The organism is Streptomyces sp. NPDC051286 (assembly GCF_044455345.1).
GTDB lineage: Bacteria > Actinomycetota > Actinomycetes > Streptomycetales > Streptomycetaceae > Streptomyces.
In genome coordinates this window covers 117,181-131,697 of the sequence record NZ_JBITER010000007.1, presented here as the reverse complement: position 1 = coordinate 131,697, position 14,517 = coordinate 117,181, and the positions used below count along the sequence as shown (strand labels likewise).

General features: G+C 70.0%; 12 protein-coding genes. 6 read left to right on the top strand and 6 right to left on the bottom strand.

Annotation, left to right across the window (positions count from 1 at the left end; genetic code table 11):
- Positions 1-53 precede the first annotated feature (53 nt).
- The 3 genes from ACIBB8_RS10040 (at position 54) to ACIBB8_RS10030 (ending at position 3,075) form a co-directional block, all read left to right on the top strand.
- Complete coding sequence (locus ACIBB8_RS10040; protein ID WP_398950350.1) at positions 54-764, top strand: hemolysin III family protein; 711 nt, start codon at positions 54-56, stop codon at positions 762-764.
- A 149-nt stretch (positions 765-913) separates the two neighbouring features.
- Complete coding sequence (locus ACIBB8_RS10035) at positions 914-2,431, top strand: MFS transporter (RefSeq protein ID WP_398950348.1); 1,518 nt, start codon at positions 914-916, stop codon at positions 2,429-2,431.
- A gap of 11 nt (positions 2,432-2,442) precedes the next feature.
- Positions 2,443-3,075 carry a TetR/AcrR family transcriptional regulator gene (locus tag ACIBB8_RS10030; protein ID WP_398950346.1) on the top strand — a complete coding sequence of 211 codons (633 nt, stop codon included), beginning with the start codon at positions 2,443-2,445 and terminating at the stop codon, positions 3,073-3,075.
- A 37-nt stretch (positions 3,076-3,112) separates the two neighbouring features.
- Here the strand turns inward: ACIBB8_RS10030 and ACIBB8_RS10025 are convergent, their stop codons facing one another.
- Together ACIBB8_RS10025 and ACIBB8_RS10020 are read right to left on the bottom strand one after the other, a co-directional pair.
- On the bottom strand, positions 3,113-5,143 hold the full coding sequence (locus tag ACIBB8_RS10025) for a thioredoxin domain-containing protein (protein ID WP_398950344.1): 2,031 nt from the start codon (positions 5,141-5,143) through the stop codon (positions 3,113-3,115).
- 47 nt (positions 5,144-5,190) lie between these two features.
- A complete protein-coding gene (locus ACIBB8_RS10020; RefSeq protein WP_398950342.1) occupies positions 5,191-6,678 on the bottom strand; it encodes a recombinase family protein in 1,488 nt (495 codons plus the stop codon).
- A gap of 79 nt (positions 6,679-6,757) precedes the next feature.
- Here ACIBB8_RS10020 and ACIBB8_RS10015 point away from each other — a divergent pair, with 79 nt between their 5' ends.
- On the top strand, positions 6,758-10,015 hold the full coding sequence (locus ACIBB8_RS10015; RefSeq protein WP_398950340.1) for a tetratricopeptide repeat protein: 3,258 nt from the start codon (positions 6,758-6,760) through the stop codon (positions 10,013-10,015).
- Positions 10,016-10,102: 87 nt separating this feature from the next.
- Here the strand turns inward: ACIBB8_RS10015 and ACIBB8_RS10010 are convergent, their stop codons facing one another.
- Positions 10,103-10,342, bottom strand: coding sequence for a hypothetical protein (locus ACIBB8_RS10010; RefSeq protein WP_398950338.1), 240 nt, complete (start codon positions 10,340-10,342; stop codon positions 10,103-10,105).
- Between the two features lies 1 nt (position 10,343).
- On the bottom strand, positions 10,344-11,225 hold the full coding sequence (gene mca / locus ACIBB8_RS10005; protein WP_366690044.1) for a mycothiol conjugate amidase Mca: 882 nt from the start codon (positions 11,223-11,225) through the stop codon (positions 10,344-10,346).
- Positions 11,226-11,375: 150 nt separating this feature from the next.
- Between mca and ACIBB8_RS10000 the strand changes: the two genes are divergently transcribed.
- Both ACIBB8_RS10000 and greA read left to right on the top strand, forming a co-directional pair.
- Entirely contained in the window at positions 11,376-11,792 is a 417-nt protein-coding gene (locus ACIBB8_RS10000) for a DUF4307 domain-containing protein (protein ID WP_358857852.1), read from the top strand.
- Between the two features lie 203 nt (positions 11,793-11,995).
- Positions 11,996-12,493, top strand: coding sequence for a transcription elongation factor GreA (gene greA / locus ACIBB8_RS09995; protein WP_398950335.1), 498 nt, complete (start codon positions 11,996-11,998; stop codon positions 12,491-12,493).
- A gap of 67 nt (positions 12,494-12,560) precedes the next feature.
- Here greA and ACIBB8_RS09990 read toward each other — a convergent pair whose 3' ends face one another.
- Both ACIBB8_RS09990 and ACIBB8_RS09985 read right to left on the bottom strand, forming a co-directional pair.
- The gene (locus ACIBB8_RS09990) at positions 12,561-13,424 is read right to left on the bottom strand and encodes an ABC transporter permease (RefSeq protein WP_398950333.1); all 864 of its coding nucleotides are present in this window, start codon (positions 13,422-13,424) and stop codon (positions 12,561-12,563) included.
- Positions 13,421-14,443, bottom strand: coding sequence for an ATP-binding cassette domain-containing protein (locus ACIBB8_RS09985; RefSeq protein ID WP_398950331.1), 1,023 nt, complete (start codon positions 14,441-14,443; stop codon positions 13,421-13,423). Before ACIBB8_RS09985 ends, ACIBB8_RS09990 begins: the two co-directional genes overlap by 4 nt.
- Positions 14,444-14,517: the final 74 nt, after the last annotated feature.

The following is a 14,517-nucleotide window of genomic DNA, read 5'->3' as shown; positions in this document are numbered from 1 at the left end:
TGAGCATCGCCACTCGCGTTCGCTACCTACGGTTGCGTAGGTAGCATGCGGTCATGACTGCTGCCGCCGCGCCCGAACCAGCCGAGGTCGAACCAGCCGAGCCGGGTCCGGCCGGGGTGGCGCCGGACCCAGTGAAACCACGCATGCGCGGCTGGCTGCATGCCGGAATGTTCCCCGCGGTACTGATCGCGGGGATTGTTCTGATTGCACTCACGGACAGTATCCGCGGCCGGATCGCCTGCGGCATCTACATCGCGACCGCATGCCTGCTCTTCGGCGTGAGTGCGGTCTACCACCGCGGCACATGGGGTCCGCGTGGCGAGGCGGTGCTGCGCCGGCTGGACCACGCCAACATCTTCCTGATCATCGCGGGCACGTACACGCCGCTGACCCTGCTGCTGCTCCCGGAGTCGACCGGGCGTCCACTGCTGTGGGCGGTCTGGGCGGCAGCGGCGGCCGGCATCGCCTTCCGGGTGCTCTGGGTGGGCGCCCCCCGCTGGCTGTACACCCCCTGCTACCTGGCGATGGGATGGGCGGCGGTCTTCTTCCTGCCCGATTTCATGCGCACCGGCGGGATCGCGGTCCTGGTCCTGGTCGTCGTCGGCGGCCTGCTCTACAGCGCGGGCGGCGTCATCTACGGGATCAAGCGACCCAACCCGTCACCGCGGTGGTTCGGCTTCCATGAGGTCTTCCACTCGCTGACCCTGGCCGCCTTCATCGTGCATTACGTCGGCATCTCGCTGGTGGCGTACAACCACGCCTGAGCGAACCCCCCTCCCCCACCGTTCCAGGGCCGCAGCTTCCGAGCCGCGGCCCTTTCGCATGCCGAGGCACCATCACCCGCTCGTCGTATTGACACCCGCAACCTTTTGATAGTTACTTTCACTTGACTTCGACTTTCAAGGAGTGGGTCATGAATCGACGCTGGTGGGCCCTGGGCGCGCTGGTCGCGAGTCTGCTCGTGCTCGGATTCGACATGACGATCCTCAACGTGGCGCTGCCGACCATGGCCGAACAGCTCGGCGCCACCCTCGGCGAACAGCAGTGGATGGCCGATGCATACATCGTTGTCTTCGCCGCGCTGATGCTCCCGGCGGGACTGCTCGGCGACCGGTTCGGCCGCCGCCGGATGCTCATCACCGGCCTCGGCGTCTTCCTGATCGGCTCACTCGTCGGCGCGCTGGCCGACACCGTGCCCGCCGTCGTGACCGCCCGCTGCGTCATGGGCATCGGCGGCGCGCTCGTGATGCCCCTCGCCCTCGCCGTGGTGCCCTCGCTCTTCGGCGAACCCGAGGACCGGGTCAAGGCTGTCGGTATCGTCTCGGCCGCCTCGGCGCTCGGGCTGCCGCTCGGCCCGATCATCGGCGGCTGGCTGCTGGACCACTTCTGGTGGGGCTCGATCTTCCTGATCAATATCCCGATGGTGGCGATCGGGATCACTGCCTGCGTATTCCTGCTCCCGGAGACCAGCGACCCGGCCGCCCCGAAGGTCGACGCGCTCTCCACCGCCTTGACCGCGACCGGTCTCGGCGCCCTGATCTACGCGATCATCGAGGCACCCGGGCGCGGCTGGGGCGACCCGCTGGTGCTGGGCATGCTGACCGCCGGTGTCGTGCTGATCGCCGCGCTCGTCGTACGGGAACGCGGCGCCAGGCGCCCGATGCTCGACATGTCCCTGCTGCGGCAGCGGCCCTTCCTGCTGAGCACGCTCGCCGCGACGCTGGTGATGTTCGTGATGTCGGGGCTGATGTTCATCCTGCCCGGCTATCTCCAGGCGGTCCTGGGCCACGACGCCCTCGGTACGGGGGTGCGGATGCTGCCGATGATGGGCGGACTGATCGTCGCTGCGAAGACAGGGGCCCCCGTCACCCAGCGGTTCGGAGCTCGCGCCACGATGACGGCGGGCCTGGTCGTGCTCGCCTTCGCCGCGCTCCTGGGCAGCCGTACGACGACCGACAGCGGTTACGGCTTCACGGCGTTGTGGCTCTCCGTCGCCGGGGTCGGCTTCGGCTTCGCCGTCGTCCCCGCGATGGACGCCGCGCTGGCCGCCCTGCCCGCGGACCGTGCGGGCAGCGGATCGGGGCTGCTGATGACCGTGCGGCAGACGGGCAGCGCTCTCGGGATCGCGCTGCTGGGCAGCCTGCTTGCCGGTGCGTACAGTGGCCGGCTCGACACCACCGGCGTACCTGCCGCCGCCGCGGACACGGCCGGTGACTCGGTCGTCGCCGCCCATGTCGTCGCGGCGAAGCTCGGCGCGCAGCGGCTGGCCGACTCCGCGGACGCGGCGTACCTCCACGGCATGAGCGTGGTGCTGCTCGTCATCGCGGTCACGGCCCTGGTGTCGGCGCTGCTGGTCGGGGCGTTCCTGACGAACCTCCCCACCCCGTCGCAGGAGCGGACAGACGTGGCCCCGGCGCCCGTCGATGCCTGACAATGGCGACCATGGCCGCCACGTCTCGTACTCCTTCCGTTTCCGCCCCCGGGGCGCAGCCTCAGCTGGGGCTGCGCGAGCGCAAGAAGCTCAAGACCAGGATCGCGATCCGTCGGGCGACCTATCGGCTGATCTCCGAGCAGGGCTACGACGCGACGACGATCGAGCAGATCGCGGAGGCGGCCGAGGTGTCGCCGAGCACCGTCTTCCGGTACTTCGCGACCAAGGAGGACATCGTCCTCACCGACGAGTACGACCCGATCATGGAGGCCGCGCTGCGCAACCGGCCGGCCGACGAACCGCCGCTGGAGTCGCTGCGGTTCATCATTACCACGGCGCTGACGGCGTTCCTCGCTAGCGAGGAGGAGGAACTGCGGCAGCGCACCCGGCTGATGGTGGAGGTCCCCGCCATCCGGGCACGGATGACGGAGACCATGTCGGACACGGCGAAGGTGCTCGCCCAGGCGCTCGCCGACCGCAGCGGCCGCAGCCCCGACGCCCTGGAGGTCAGGGTGTTCATCGCGGCGGTGCTGGGGGCGCTGCGCGAGGTGACGCTGTACTGGGGTGAGCACGGTCAGGAGGGCGACCTGATCGCGATGATCAACCAGGCGCTGGACACGCTCGAAAGCGGGCTGACGCTGTAGCCGGGGCTTCGCCCTCAGTCCCCGGACGGCTCCGTCCTCAGTCGTCGGACGGGCTTGATCCGAGGCTCCGCGCCAGCTCGTCTCGGTCCGTCGTCGGCGCATCGCAGACGAAGTGCCTGCACACATACGCCGTCGGCGCCCCGCCGACCATCGGCCGGTCCACCAGCAGCGGAAACTCCGCGCCACCCGTGTCGCCAGCCGCGACCACCGCGCCCGGTGCCCGTCCCAGCAGTGCCGTACGGTGCAGTGCGCCGCCGACCGGCCCCGCGACCGCCACCTCGCGCGGGCCGTCGAGCAGCGCCTCGGCAACCGCGAGACCCCACCCGATGAACCGCGGAACCCGTGGCCCGAGCGCCTTCACCACCCCCAGCGCGCCTTCCGCAGCAGCCCGATGGGCCTCGGATCCGGTGTGCGCGGCGTACGAGAGCAGTGCTCCGGCCGCCGCGGTCCAGCCCGCCGGAGTCGCGCTGTCGGTGGGGTCCTGCGGGCGGCGGATCAGCTGTTCGGCGTCGTCCGCCGTGTCGTACAGCTGCCCGCCCTCGCCGGTGAAGTGCTGCAGCACGATGTCGAGCAGGAAGCCGGCGAACTCCAGCCAGACGCCCTCGCCGGTGACGGCGGCCAGCGCGAGGAAACCCTCCGCGACATCGCCGTAGTCCTCCAGGACCCCGGCGTTGTCACCCGCCCGGCCGTCCTTGGACGTCCGGGACAGCCGGGCGACGTCGCCCATGTGGACCCGGACCAGCAGGTCAGCCGCCTCGGTGGCGCGTTCGATCAGGTCGGGCCGGTCGAAGTACGCCCCGGTCTCGGCGAGCGCGGCGATCGCCAGACCGTTCCAGGCAGCCACCACCTTGTCGTCCCGTCCGGGACGCGCCCGCTCCTCGCGCGCCTCGAGCAGCCGGGCCCGCACATCGGCGGCCCGGTCCGGGTCCACCGCGTCGTCGGTGCGCGGCAGTTGGAGCACGGACTTGCCCTCCTCGAAGGTGCCCGCCTCGGTTACCCCGAAGTACTCCGCGGCGAACGTGGCGTCCTGCTCTCCCAGCGCCTCGCGCAGCTGCGCGGGCGTCCACACGTAGAACGCGCCTTCGACGTGACTGCCTCCGCCGTCCTCGCTGTCGGCGTCGAGCGCCGAGGCGAACCCGCCCTCTGCCGTCCGCAGTTCGCCCACGATGAAGTCGGCGGTCTCCAGCGCGACCCGGCGGGCCAGGCCGGAACCCGTCGCCCGCCACAGATGGGCGTACACCCGGCAAAGCAGCGCATTATCATAGAGCATCTTCTCGAAGTGCGGTACGACCCATTCCCGGTCCACCGAGTAGCGGGCGAAGCCGCCGGCGAGCTGGTCGTACATCCCGCCCCTGGCCATCGCCTCACAGGTGTCGGCGGCCATCTGGAGGGCGCCCTCGGCGCCGGTGCGGGCGTGGTGGCGCAGCAGGAACTCGATCGTCATGGACGGCGGGAACTTCGGGGCGCCGCCGAAGCCCGCGTACTTCTCGTCGTAATCCCTGGTCAGCCCGAGCAGCGCCTGCGAGAGCTCCTGCTCGCCGGGCAGCCCCTCCCCGCCGTGCGCCAGCGAGCGGCCTGCCAGGTCGTGCACGATGCGCCCGGCGACCTCGGCGACCTCGTCCGGGCGTTCGGTCCAGGCGGCCACGACGCCTTCGAGGATCTGCCGGAAGGACGGCATACCGTGACGGGGCTCGGGCGGGAAGTACGTGCCGAAGTAGAAGGGTTCGCCGTCGGCTGTCAGGAAGACGGTCATCGGCCAGCCGCCCTGGCCGGTCGCCGCCTGCACCGCCTCCATGTAGACGGCGTCGACGTCGGGCCGCTCCTCGCGGTCGACCTTCACCGGGACGAAGTGTGCGTTCATGTATGCCGCGGTCGCTTCGTCCTCGAAGCTCTCGACCGCGAAAACATGGCACCAGTGGCAACTCGAGTAACCGACGCTCAACACCACCGGAACACCCCGCTCCCGGGCCTCCTCAAAGGCCTCGGGCGACCAAGGCCACCAGTCGACCGGATTGTCGGCGTGCTGAAGGAGGTACGGAGACGTCTGATGGGCCAGGCGGTTCGGCATACCTCCATCCTGCCTGAATAGACCCGCTCCATCCCATGACCCGGCCCTCAAGCCGCAGGATCGGATGCAGCCACTCGGTCCGCCCACTTCCAGACCGGCGTCACACGTGAGTAGTCCCAGGCCTGGTTTCCCTTCACCCCCGGCCGGATCACGAAGCACTCGAAGGCCGAGGCAATCACCTTGCGCCGCTCACCGAGGTCCATGGCACCCGACATCCAGCGCTCGCGAATCGACTCCGGCAGTCGCACGGGCCCGCGCCCTCCGTCGGGAAAGAGATGCCTCTCGACGGCGTCGTCCACGAGCGGGCCACTGATCGCGCATCGTCCGCAGCCGCGACCTGCGGCGCCGTTGCAGATGTAGTTGTACGGACTTCTGCGACTCCTGCTGCTCCTGGAGCCGCCCATCTTGCGGTCACACACCTGGCCGGGCGCGGTCTCCCCGCCGCAGCGCAGAAATCCACTGGCCAGGTACCGTGGTCCGGCCATCTCGCCCGTGCGCCTCGGCGCACCGCTCCCTCGGTGCATATAGAGGCTTCCTGCCCCGAAGGTCGCACAGAGCACCTGCCATTTTTCGGGGCTCACTATGGGCTCCCACTGGCCCACCACGGGCAGCCTGGTGTCTGGATCGAGCAACAGCTCACCACGGTTGGCTCGATAGCCGCACACGCGCGGCGCCGTCATGATCTGCGTGACCGTTTGAGGGTTGTGGACGCCACCGCGCGTCCCTCTCACGCCCAGCCCGTACCACTGACGCGCGATGGCATTGACCGGCATACCTCCGATGCGATCCCCGATGGCCTTATGCACCAGCTCGGCCTCGACCGGGTGGAGGGTGATTCTGTCGTCCGACCAGCCGAAGGGGCGCGGTCCGCTGTGCGGCATTCCGTCCATCGCCCGGGACCAGTGCCAGTTGCGAACTCTCTGCCCTCGGATCTCGGTCTCTGCAGTAGCCGCTTCGAGCGACAGCACAGCCTGCAGCAGCCCCTCCTTGGTATAGGGATCACGGACTCCGCTCTGGTCCACATGTATGCGCCCCGGGTGGCACGTCAGAGCCTCGATGAACCGTGCGAAGTCCTCCACGCGCCGGTAGAGGCGATCGTCTGCCACACAGACGACGCCTCCCAGTGGCGTACCGCCGACATCGGCCCCTCGCCTGAGGTCCAGGAGCAGCCTGTCGAACGCTGGTCGCGCACACCCCGGCTTGGACGCATTACGCCCGTTATCGGTATACCTGGCGACGATGACACAGCCCTGCTCGCGGGCGGACCGCTCGTTGATCCGGTGCTGGTTGTTCACCCCATGGGCATCGCCTTTCCGGAAGTCTTCCGACGTACGGGCGTAAGAGGCGACAGGAACGAGGCCCGCCCCAGCAGCAATTGACGAGGATGACATGACAAGTCCGTTCTGAATCGAGAATTCGTCCGACAGCCACTTCAACGCGCGAACACGAGCCGGGTCACCGCAGGCAGCAAGATTTCGCCCCACCGGGTATCCGGGCTGGCCGACCGAGCGCAACGGCTGTTCGGGTCCTGCCACTTGCCCCTCATGCTCTCTCGCGCTCAGCCGCCCCACGCAGGACACTTGTCCCGGACAGAGCTCTCGGAGGGGGACGGACATGCGGGACAGCCACCGGGCCGAAGCCGAACGGCTGTTGGTACGCGCCGTGGAGGAGGAAGTGCGCCGTTCGGGGGGCAGGGCCGACGCCGGTGCGCTGACGGCGCGCGGGCGGGCGGCGCTCGACTCGCTGGCGGCGGGCGCGGCCGAGGAGTACGCCGCGTACACGCAGGCGCTCGACGCGATGGAGGCCGGGCAGAAACCCCTGTCGCAGCGGTTCAGCAAGGCGGCGATGGGAACTCCGCTGCTGGTCACCGGGGTTACCGCAGCCGCGGCGTTCGGCGCCGATCTCGCGTTCGGTACGGCGGCGGGGCCGGCGCTCGGCGCGGGCGCCGTCGTCGCCGTCGCGGGCGCCGCCGCCACCGTCCTCAAGGTGACCGCCTCGCACTGGCCCGCCGCCCACCGGCACGCGGGTGCGGCGGGCCAGCCCGGCGGGCCCGAACAGCTGCGGCTGCAGTGGCTCGCGGCGCTGGAGGTACGGGGCATCCGCCCGTTCCTGGACCAGCAGCGGATGCTGACCGCGTCGTCCCGTACGCCGAAGAAGAAGGCCACCGCCATCGTGCCGCAGCTGCGCGGCGGTAACCGCAGCGCGGAGGCGCGCAGGAGGTCGCTGCTCGACCAGTCCTTCGGGCATCTGCCCGCCCCCGACGGCCCGTTCGCCGGCCGCCGGGCCGAGCTGGCGAAGATCGCCCAGTGGGTGCACGCGGCCCGCGCGTCGACGGAGACCAAGCCGACCGTCGTCGTCCTGCACGGGACGCCCGGCTCCGGGCGCACGACACTCGCGGTGCGGGCGGCGCACGAGCTCAAGGACCAGTTCCGGGGCGCGTGCGTGGTGGACCTGCGTTCCGATGTCACCGGCGAGAACCCGCTGCCGACCCGTGACGCGCTGCTGCACCTGCTGAACCGGCTCGGCGCGCCGCGTGAACAGCTGCTGTTCCGGCACGGGGTCTCTCCTGATCGAGCGGGGTCGGGATCTCGGGGAAGGTCCTCCGCCGAGCAGCAGGTGCGACGGCTCAGCGAGCTCTACCACCAGCATCTGACCGGTACACCCGTGACGATCGTCCTCGACGACGCCGGCGATCCGGAGCAGGTCCGCACGCTCATACCGGAGCGCTCCGACAGCCTGGTTCTCGTCACCGCCCGCGCCCCTCTCGACCTGCCCGCCGACATTCCTGCGTGGGTGCACCAGCTGCCAGTGGGCCCGCTGGACGCGGCGGGTGCGGAGGAGCTGCTGCGCGTGTCGGCGCAGGAGGATGAGCAGGGACCGTACGACTCCCAGTCGACGGACGCGATCGCCGAGCTGTGCGGTGGGCTGCCGCTGGCGCTGCGGATCGCGGGTTCCTCGCTCGGGCCGCGTACCCGCACGGCGCTGGCCACCGAACTCGCCGCATACGGTCCCGTCGCCCCCGTCGAACGGGCTCTGTGGCTGCGCTACACCGACCAGTCCGAGCAGGCACGGAGGCTGCTGCGCCGGCTCGCGCTGGCCGGACGCGCCAGCCTGGGCGCGGCAGCGGCCGCGGCGCTGCTGTCCGCCGAGGAACAGGAGGCGCAGTCGCTGCTGACGGCGCTGTCCCGGGCCGGGCTGCTCGACCATGTGCGGGGTACGCGCTACCGGCTGCACGATCTCGTACGCGGTTTCGCGCTGGCCCGGCTGCGCGACGAGGAGGAGGCGGCGGACCGTACCGCCGCGCAGGAGCGGCTGATCCACAACTATGCGGAGCTCGCCGGTGCCGTGATCCGGATGGTGGACGGGAAGATGTCCACCCGGGCGGGGCAGTTCGGTTCGCACGGGTTCGGTTCGCTCGACGCGGCGCTGCACTGGCTGGACGACGAGTCGAGCTTCATCACCTCCGCGCTGCGGCATGCGGAGGGGGTCGACCAGGGGGCCCTGCTGGACCTGCTGGGCGCGCTGTGCGACTACTGCCTGCTGCGCGGCGACCTCTACCGCCTGGGTGAGATCAGCGAGCTGACGCAGGCCGTCGACAAGGGGCTGCTGGAACGGTCGGTCCAGTGGCGTACGGGCATCGCGGCCCGGCAGCTCGGCGAGCTGGACCAGGCCCGCACCACACTGTCCTCGGTCGTCGGTCTCTACCGCGAGGCGCAGAACGACGCGGGCACCGCGCTGGCGCTCTGCTCGCTCGGCATCACCCTGCACCACCAGGGGAACCTCACCGACGCGTCGGCGCGGCTGCGCGAGGCGATCGTGCTGCAGTCCTCCGACGGACAGGCCGAGGACCGGGCGTGGTCGCTGCACGCCCTGGCCGCCGTCGAGCGCGACCGGGCGAACCTGACGGAGGCCCTGACCCTCCTCGACACGGCGCTGGCCCTGCACCGGGAGGGCGAGTCGCTGCACGGCGAGGCGTGGACGCAGTTCCAGCTGGGCCAGGTGCTGCTGCGGATGGGCGATGTGCCCGGAGCCGAGGAGACGCTGCGTACGGCCCTGGACCTGTACGGCCGCACCCGTGACGAGCGCGGCGAGGCGTGGGCGCTGACCCAGCTGGCCCGCGCCCGGCTGCTCGACGGCGACCCGGGCCCGGCGGTCGAAGAGTTGCGCCGGGCGCTCTCCCGCCACCGCGACAACGAGGACGCGCGCGGTGAGGCGTGGACGCTGTACTACCTGGGCCAGGCGCTGGAGGAGGCGGGCGACACCGACCAGGCGGTGCGGGAGCTGGAGCGGTCGCGCACGATGTTCTCGCGGATGCGGGACGTCTACGGGCTGGCGTGTGCCCGTCACCACTCGGGCCGGGTCACCCGCGACCAGCGGGCCGCCCGGACCGGCAATCTGCGCAACTCCGGTTTCGCCCGGCAGCTCCTGGCCGACGCCCGGGCGGACTTCCGGCGCATCGGCGTCGCCCACGGCGAGGCGTGGACGTGTCTGGAACTGGCCCTGGTCGACGCGGGGAACAACCGGGCGGCCCCGGCGCTCGCGCTGTGCGACGAGGCGGCGGAGCTGTTCGACTCGTACGGCGACACGCGGGGCGCCGACTGGGCTCGCTTCCTGCGCTGCACTCTGCTGCCCTACGCGTCGGCGGGCGGCACGGAGGTGGGCACCGTGGTGGCGCAGCAGGAACTCGCCGACCTGCTCCGGGCCGGGCACCCGAAGCGCGACAGCAAGCTGGAGGACTGCGCGGAGGCGTTCACCGTGGTCCTGAACCGCGGGATCGACCTGGAGGACGGCTGGCAGGCCTGGCGCCTGGGCATGACCCCGACCCGGCGCGCCCGGGAGATCATGGGCGTGCCTGTGCGGGCGAGGTCGTAGGACACGGCCCCGCGCTCCTCGCCGGGCGAACCCGCATGCGCCGGACGGGCACCGTCGCGCCCGTCCGGCGACTAACGGCCTGGTGCACTACCGGGTGCGCCCGGCCCCGTTCCCCGTAGCCTCGGCGCCGGCCGGCGCCGCATCCGGATCCGGCGCCTCCTCGAAGTTCACCCTGCCCATGTGCCGGTTCATGGACTTCATCAGCAGCCACACGCCCACCGCGAGCGCCGCGAAGACGAGGAAGCCGAGGACGCCGGGTGTCACCTTGTTCTTGTCGAATTCCTCGGCGAGAGGAACGACGTGGGTCAGTGCCTGGGTCACGTACATATCAGGCATTGTCGCGGATGCCCGCGAAGAGGTCGCTCTCGGGGAGGGAAGTGTCGACGAGAGACTTCGCCAGCTCGTACTCCTCGGTCGGCCAGACCTCCCGCTGGATGTCCATCGGCACCCGGAACCAGCCGCCGTCCGGATCGATCTGCGTGGCGTGCGCGATCAGCGCCTTGTCCCGGGTCTCGAAGAACTCGGCGCACGGAACGTGCGTGGTCAGCGTCCGCTCGACGCGCTCGAACTCCTTCCAGCGCTCCAGCCACTCGCCGTACGGCGACTCCAGGCCGCGGGCGAGCAGCGCCTCGTGCAGCGCCACCGTACGCGGACGGTTGAAGCCCTGGTTGTAGTAGAGCTTCTGCGGCTGCCAGGCGGGGCCGAACTCGACCTCGGGGAACGTCTCGGTGTCCGTGGCGCCCTCGAACGCGATCATCGTGATCGTGTGGGTCATGATGTGGTCGGGGTGCGGGTAGCCGCCGTTCTCGTCGTACGTGGTGATGACCTGCGGCCGGAACGCGCGGATGGAGCGGACGAGACGACCTGCTGCCTTCTCCTCGTCCTCCAGCGCGAAGCAGCCCTCGGGCAGCGGGGGCAGCGGGTCGCCCTCGGGCAGCCCCGAGTCGACGAAGCCGAGCCACTCCTGCTTGACGCCCAGGATCTCCCGGGCCTCGTCCATCTCCTTCTTCCGTACCTCGTGGATGTGCTCCTCGATGTACGGGTCGCCCTGGAGTTTCGGGTTGAGGATGGAGCCGCGTTCGCCTCCCGTGCAGGTCACCACCAGCACGTCCACCCCCTCGGACACGTACTTGGCCATGGTGGCCGCCCCCTTGCTCGACTCGTCGTCGGGGTGGGCGTGGACGGCCATCAGTCGAAGCTGTTCAGTCAAGACTCGATCCTCAGTGATTCGGCCGCCATCGGGTGCCGTCCCGGAGGGACGTCGGTGCGGGGCGGCGGTCGGGTGGCGGGTGGGAGGCTTCTATAGTGACCGAACCGGGGGGCGGAAAATTCCTCGATCCCCGGCACGGGAGGAACGATCATGACTGCGGTGCGTGAAGCACTTCCGGAGGGCCGCTACGGGCGCTCCGCGGACGAGCGCGCTGACCGCAAGCTCAAGATCATCGGCTCGGTGCTGGGCGTGGCCCTGCTCGGCGTGGTCGGCTGGATCGGTTACGACTACGTGACCGGCCAGGGCATCAGCGCCGAGGTGATCAAGTTCAGGATCGCTTCGGACGACCGGGTCGACGTCCACCTCGAGGTGCGCAAGGACCGGGACGCGAAGGGGTACTGCACCCTCCGCTCCCAGCAGGTGGACGGCAGCGACGTGGCCCGGAAGGACGTCCGTTTCGACGACCGTTCCGACCGGATCGACCGGATCGTCTCGCTGCGTACGACCTCGCGGGCGACCAGCGTCGAGCTGCTGGGCTGCACGGTTGACGGCGGGTCGTCGAACTGACCGGCACGGACCGGCTCTGACCTGCGATGATCGCGGCTGACCTGCGTTGACACGGTCATAGCGCTTTACCTTCTCCCCCTTTTCCTGGGGAATTGTTAGGCTCGTGGTTTCGCCCACCCTTGGAGGCACATGCTTCTGGGTAGGGCGATGCTTTGTATTCCCAGTACCGACGCTTGAATATCCAGTACCGACTAGGAGCACCTGTGACCCAGACCAGCGAAAACGTCACCTGGCTCACGCAGGAGGCGTACAACCAGCTCAAGGCCGAGCTGGAGTACCTGTCTGGTCCCGCGCGCACGGAGATCGCCGTCAAGATCGCGGCGGCCCGTGAGGAGGGTGACCTCCGGGAGAACGGCGGGTACCACGCGGCCAAGGAGGAGCAGGGCAAGATGGAGTTGCGGGTGCGCCAGCTCACCCAGCTCCTGGAGCATGCGAAGGTCGGCGAGGCCCCCGCCGACGACGGCGTGGTCGAGCCCGGCATGGTCGTCACCATCGCGTTCGACGGTGACCCCGACGACACCATGACGTTCCTGCTCGCCTCGCGCGAGTACGCGAGCGCGGACATCGAGACGTACTCTCCGCAGTCTCCGCTCGGTACCGGCGTGAACGGCAAGAAGATGGGCGAGGACGCCGAGTACGAGCTGCCGAACGGCAAGCGGGCCTCGGTGAAGATCCTCGCGGCGAAGCCCTACACGGGCTGAGCCGGCCACCGGACCCCGCAGAACCAGGAAGCCCCGGCCGCCGACGGCCGGGGCTTCCTGGGGTTCCTCAGGCGGTCGCCGAACGGTACTTGCGGACCGCGAGGGTCCGGAAGACCACGATGATCAGCACGGACCAGATCAGCGAGGCCCAGACGGGATGCTGCATCGGCCAGGCGTCGGACGGGGAGACGCCCGGGTTCCCGAAGAGTTCGCGGCAGGCCTGGACGGTCGCGCTGAACGGGTTCCATTCGGCGACCGGCTGGAGCCAGCTCGCCATGTTCTCGGTGGGCACGAAGGCGTTCGAGATGAACGTGACCGGGAAGAGCCAGATGAGACCGCCCGACGTGGCCGCCTCGGGGGTGCGGACCGACAGACCGATCAGCGCCCCGATCCAGGAGAAGGCGTACCCCAGCAGGAGCAGCAGCGCGAAGCCGCCGAGCACCTTGCCGACGTTCTCGTCGGTGCGCCAGCCGACCAGCAGGGCGACGACCGCGAGGACTACCAGGGTGAGCGTCGTCTGGACGAGGTCGGCGAGCGTACGGCCGGTGAGGACCGCGCCGCGCGCCATCGGCAGCGAGCGGAACCGGTCGATGAGGCCCTTGTGCATGTCGTCCGCGATGCCCGCACCGGCGCCCGCGGTGGCGAAGGTCACGGTCTGCGCGAAGATGCCCGCCATCAGGAAGTTGCGGTAGTCACTGGCGTTGGTGGAACCGCCGATCATCATGGAGCCGCCGAAGACGTAGCTGAACAGCACCACGAACATGATCGGCTGGATCAGCCCGAAGATCACCATCTCCGGGATCCGGGTCATCCGGATCAGATTCCGCTTGGCGACGACGAGGGAGTCGCGGACCGACCCGCCGATGCCGCCGCCCGCCCTCGGGGCTGCCGCGAGGTGCGGCGTGTCCGTCGTGGCAGTTGTGGCAGTCACTTCCTGACCTCCTGTCCGGCCCTACTGCCGGTCGGCGCGGCGGGACCCGGGACCGTCCCGTGCTCGTCGGTCTCCGGCGACTCGGCGACGTGGCCGGTGAGCGAGAGGAACACGTCGTCGAGGGTCGGGCGGCGCAGTCCGATGTCGTCGATCTCGACCCCGCGGGTGTCGAGGTCACGGATGATCTCGGCGAGCAGCCTGGCGCCGCCGAAGACCGGGACCGTCAGTTTGCGGGTGTGCTGGGCGACGGTGACCTCACCCTTGCCGAGGTTGGCGAGGACGGCGCGGGCCGGATCGATCTGGTCGGGGTGGTGGACGATGACCTCGACGCGCTCGCCGCCGGTCCTGGCCTTCAGCTCGTCGGAGGTGCCGCGGGCGATGACGAGGCCGTGGTCGATGACGCAGATGTTGTGCGCCAGGTGGTCGGCCTCCTCCAGATACTGCGTGGTCAGCAGCAGCGTCGTGCCTCCTGCGACGAGCTCCTCGATGACCTCCCACAGCTGCTGCCGGTTGCGCGGGTCGAGTCCGGTCGTCGGCTCGTCCATGAACATCACCGGCGGGGAGACGACGAGCGCCGCCGCCAGGTCGAGGCGGCGGCGCATGCCGCCGGAGTACGTCTTCGCGGGGCGGTCGGCCGCGTCGGCGAGGTTGAACCGCTCCAGCAGCTGTACCGCGCGGGCCTTCGCGTCGCGCCCGCTCATCTGGTAGAGCTGACCGACCATCTGCAGGTTCTCGCGGCCCGTCAGATACTCGTCGACCGCGGCGAACTGGCCGGAGAGGCCGATCGAGCGGCGTACCTCGTTGGGTTTCTTCAGCACGTCGATGCCTGCCACGACGGCCCGGCCGCTGTCGGGTCTGAGCAGAGTCGTGAGGACACGCACGGCAGTCGTCTTGCCTGCGCCGTTGGGACCGAGGAGGCCCAGGACCGTCCCCTCCGGCACGTCGAGATCAACACCGCCGAGTGCTCGTACATCGCCGAAGGTCTTCACCAGACCTTCGGCGTAGATGGCGCCTGGCATACGGGATTCCCCCAGAGCGATTGTCGGCTTCCTCGACAGATCCTAGGTTTGCGCGCCTCTTCCCGCCCGGTGAA

Coding starts and splice junctions, on each gene's coding strand:
- ACIBB8_RS10015 (WP_398950340.1), top strand. CDS start 6,758: ATGCGGGACAGCCACCGGGCCGAAGCCGAACGGCTGTTGGTACGCGCC.
- ACIBB8_RS10030 (WP_398950346.1), top strand. CDS start 2,443: ATGGCCGCCACGTCTCGTACTCCTTCCGTTTCCGCCCCCGGGGCGCAG.
- ACIBB8_RS10035 (WP_398950348.1), top strand. CDS start 914: ATGAATCGACGCTGGTGGGCCCTGGGCGCGCTGGTCGCGAGTCTGCTC.
- ACIBB8_RS10010 (WP_398950338.1), bottom strand. CDS start 10,342: ATGTACGTGACCCAGGCACTGACCCACGTCGTTCCTCTCGCCGAGGAA.
- ACIBB8_RS09985 (WP_398950331.1), bottom strand. CDS start 14,443: ATGCCAGGCGCCATCTACGCCGAAGGTCTGGTGAAGACCTTCGGCGAT.
- ACIBB8_RS10000 (WP_358857852.1), top strand. CDS start 11,376: ATGACTGCGGTGCGTGAAGCACTTCCGGAGGGCCGCTACGGGCGCTCC.
- ACIBB8_RS10040 (WP_398950350.1), top strand. CDS start 54: ATGACTGCTGCCGCCGCGCCCGAACCAGCCGAGGTCGAACCAGCCGAG.
- ACIBB8_RS10025 (WP_398950344.1), bottom strand. CDS start 5,143: ATGCCGAACCGCCTGGCCCATCAGACGTCTCCGTACCTCCTTCAGCAC.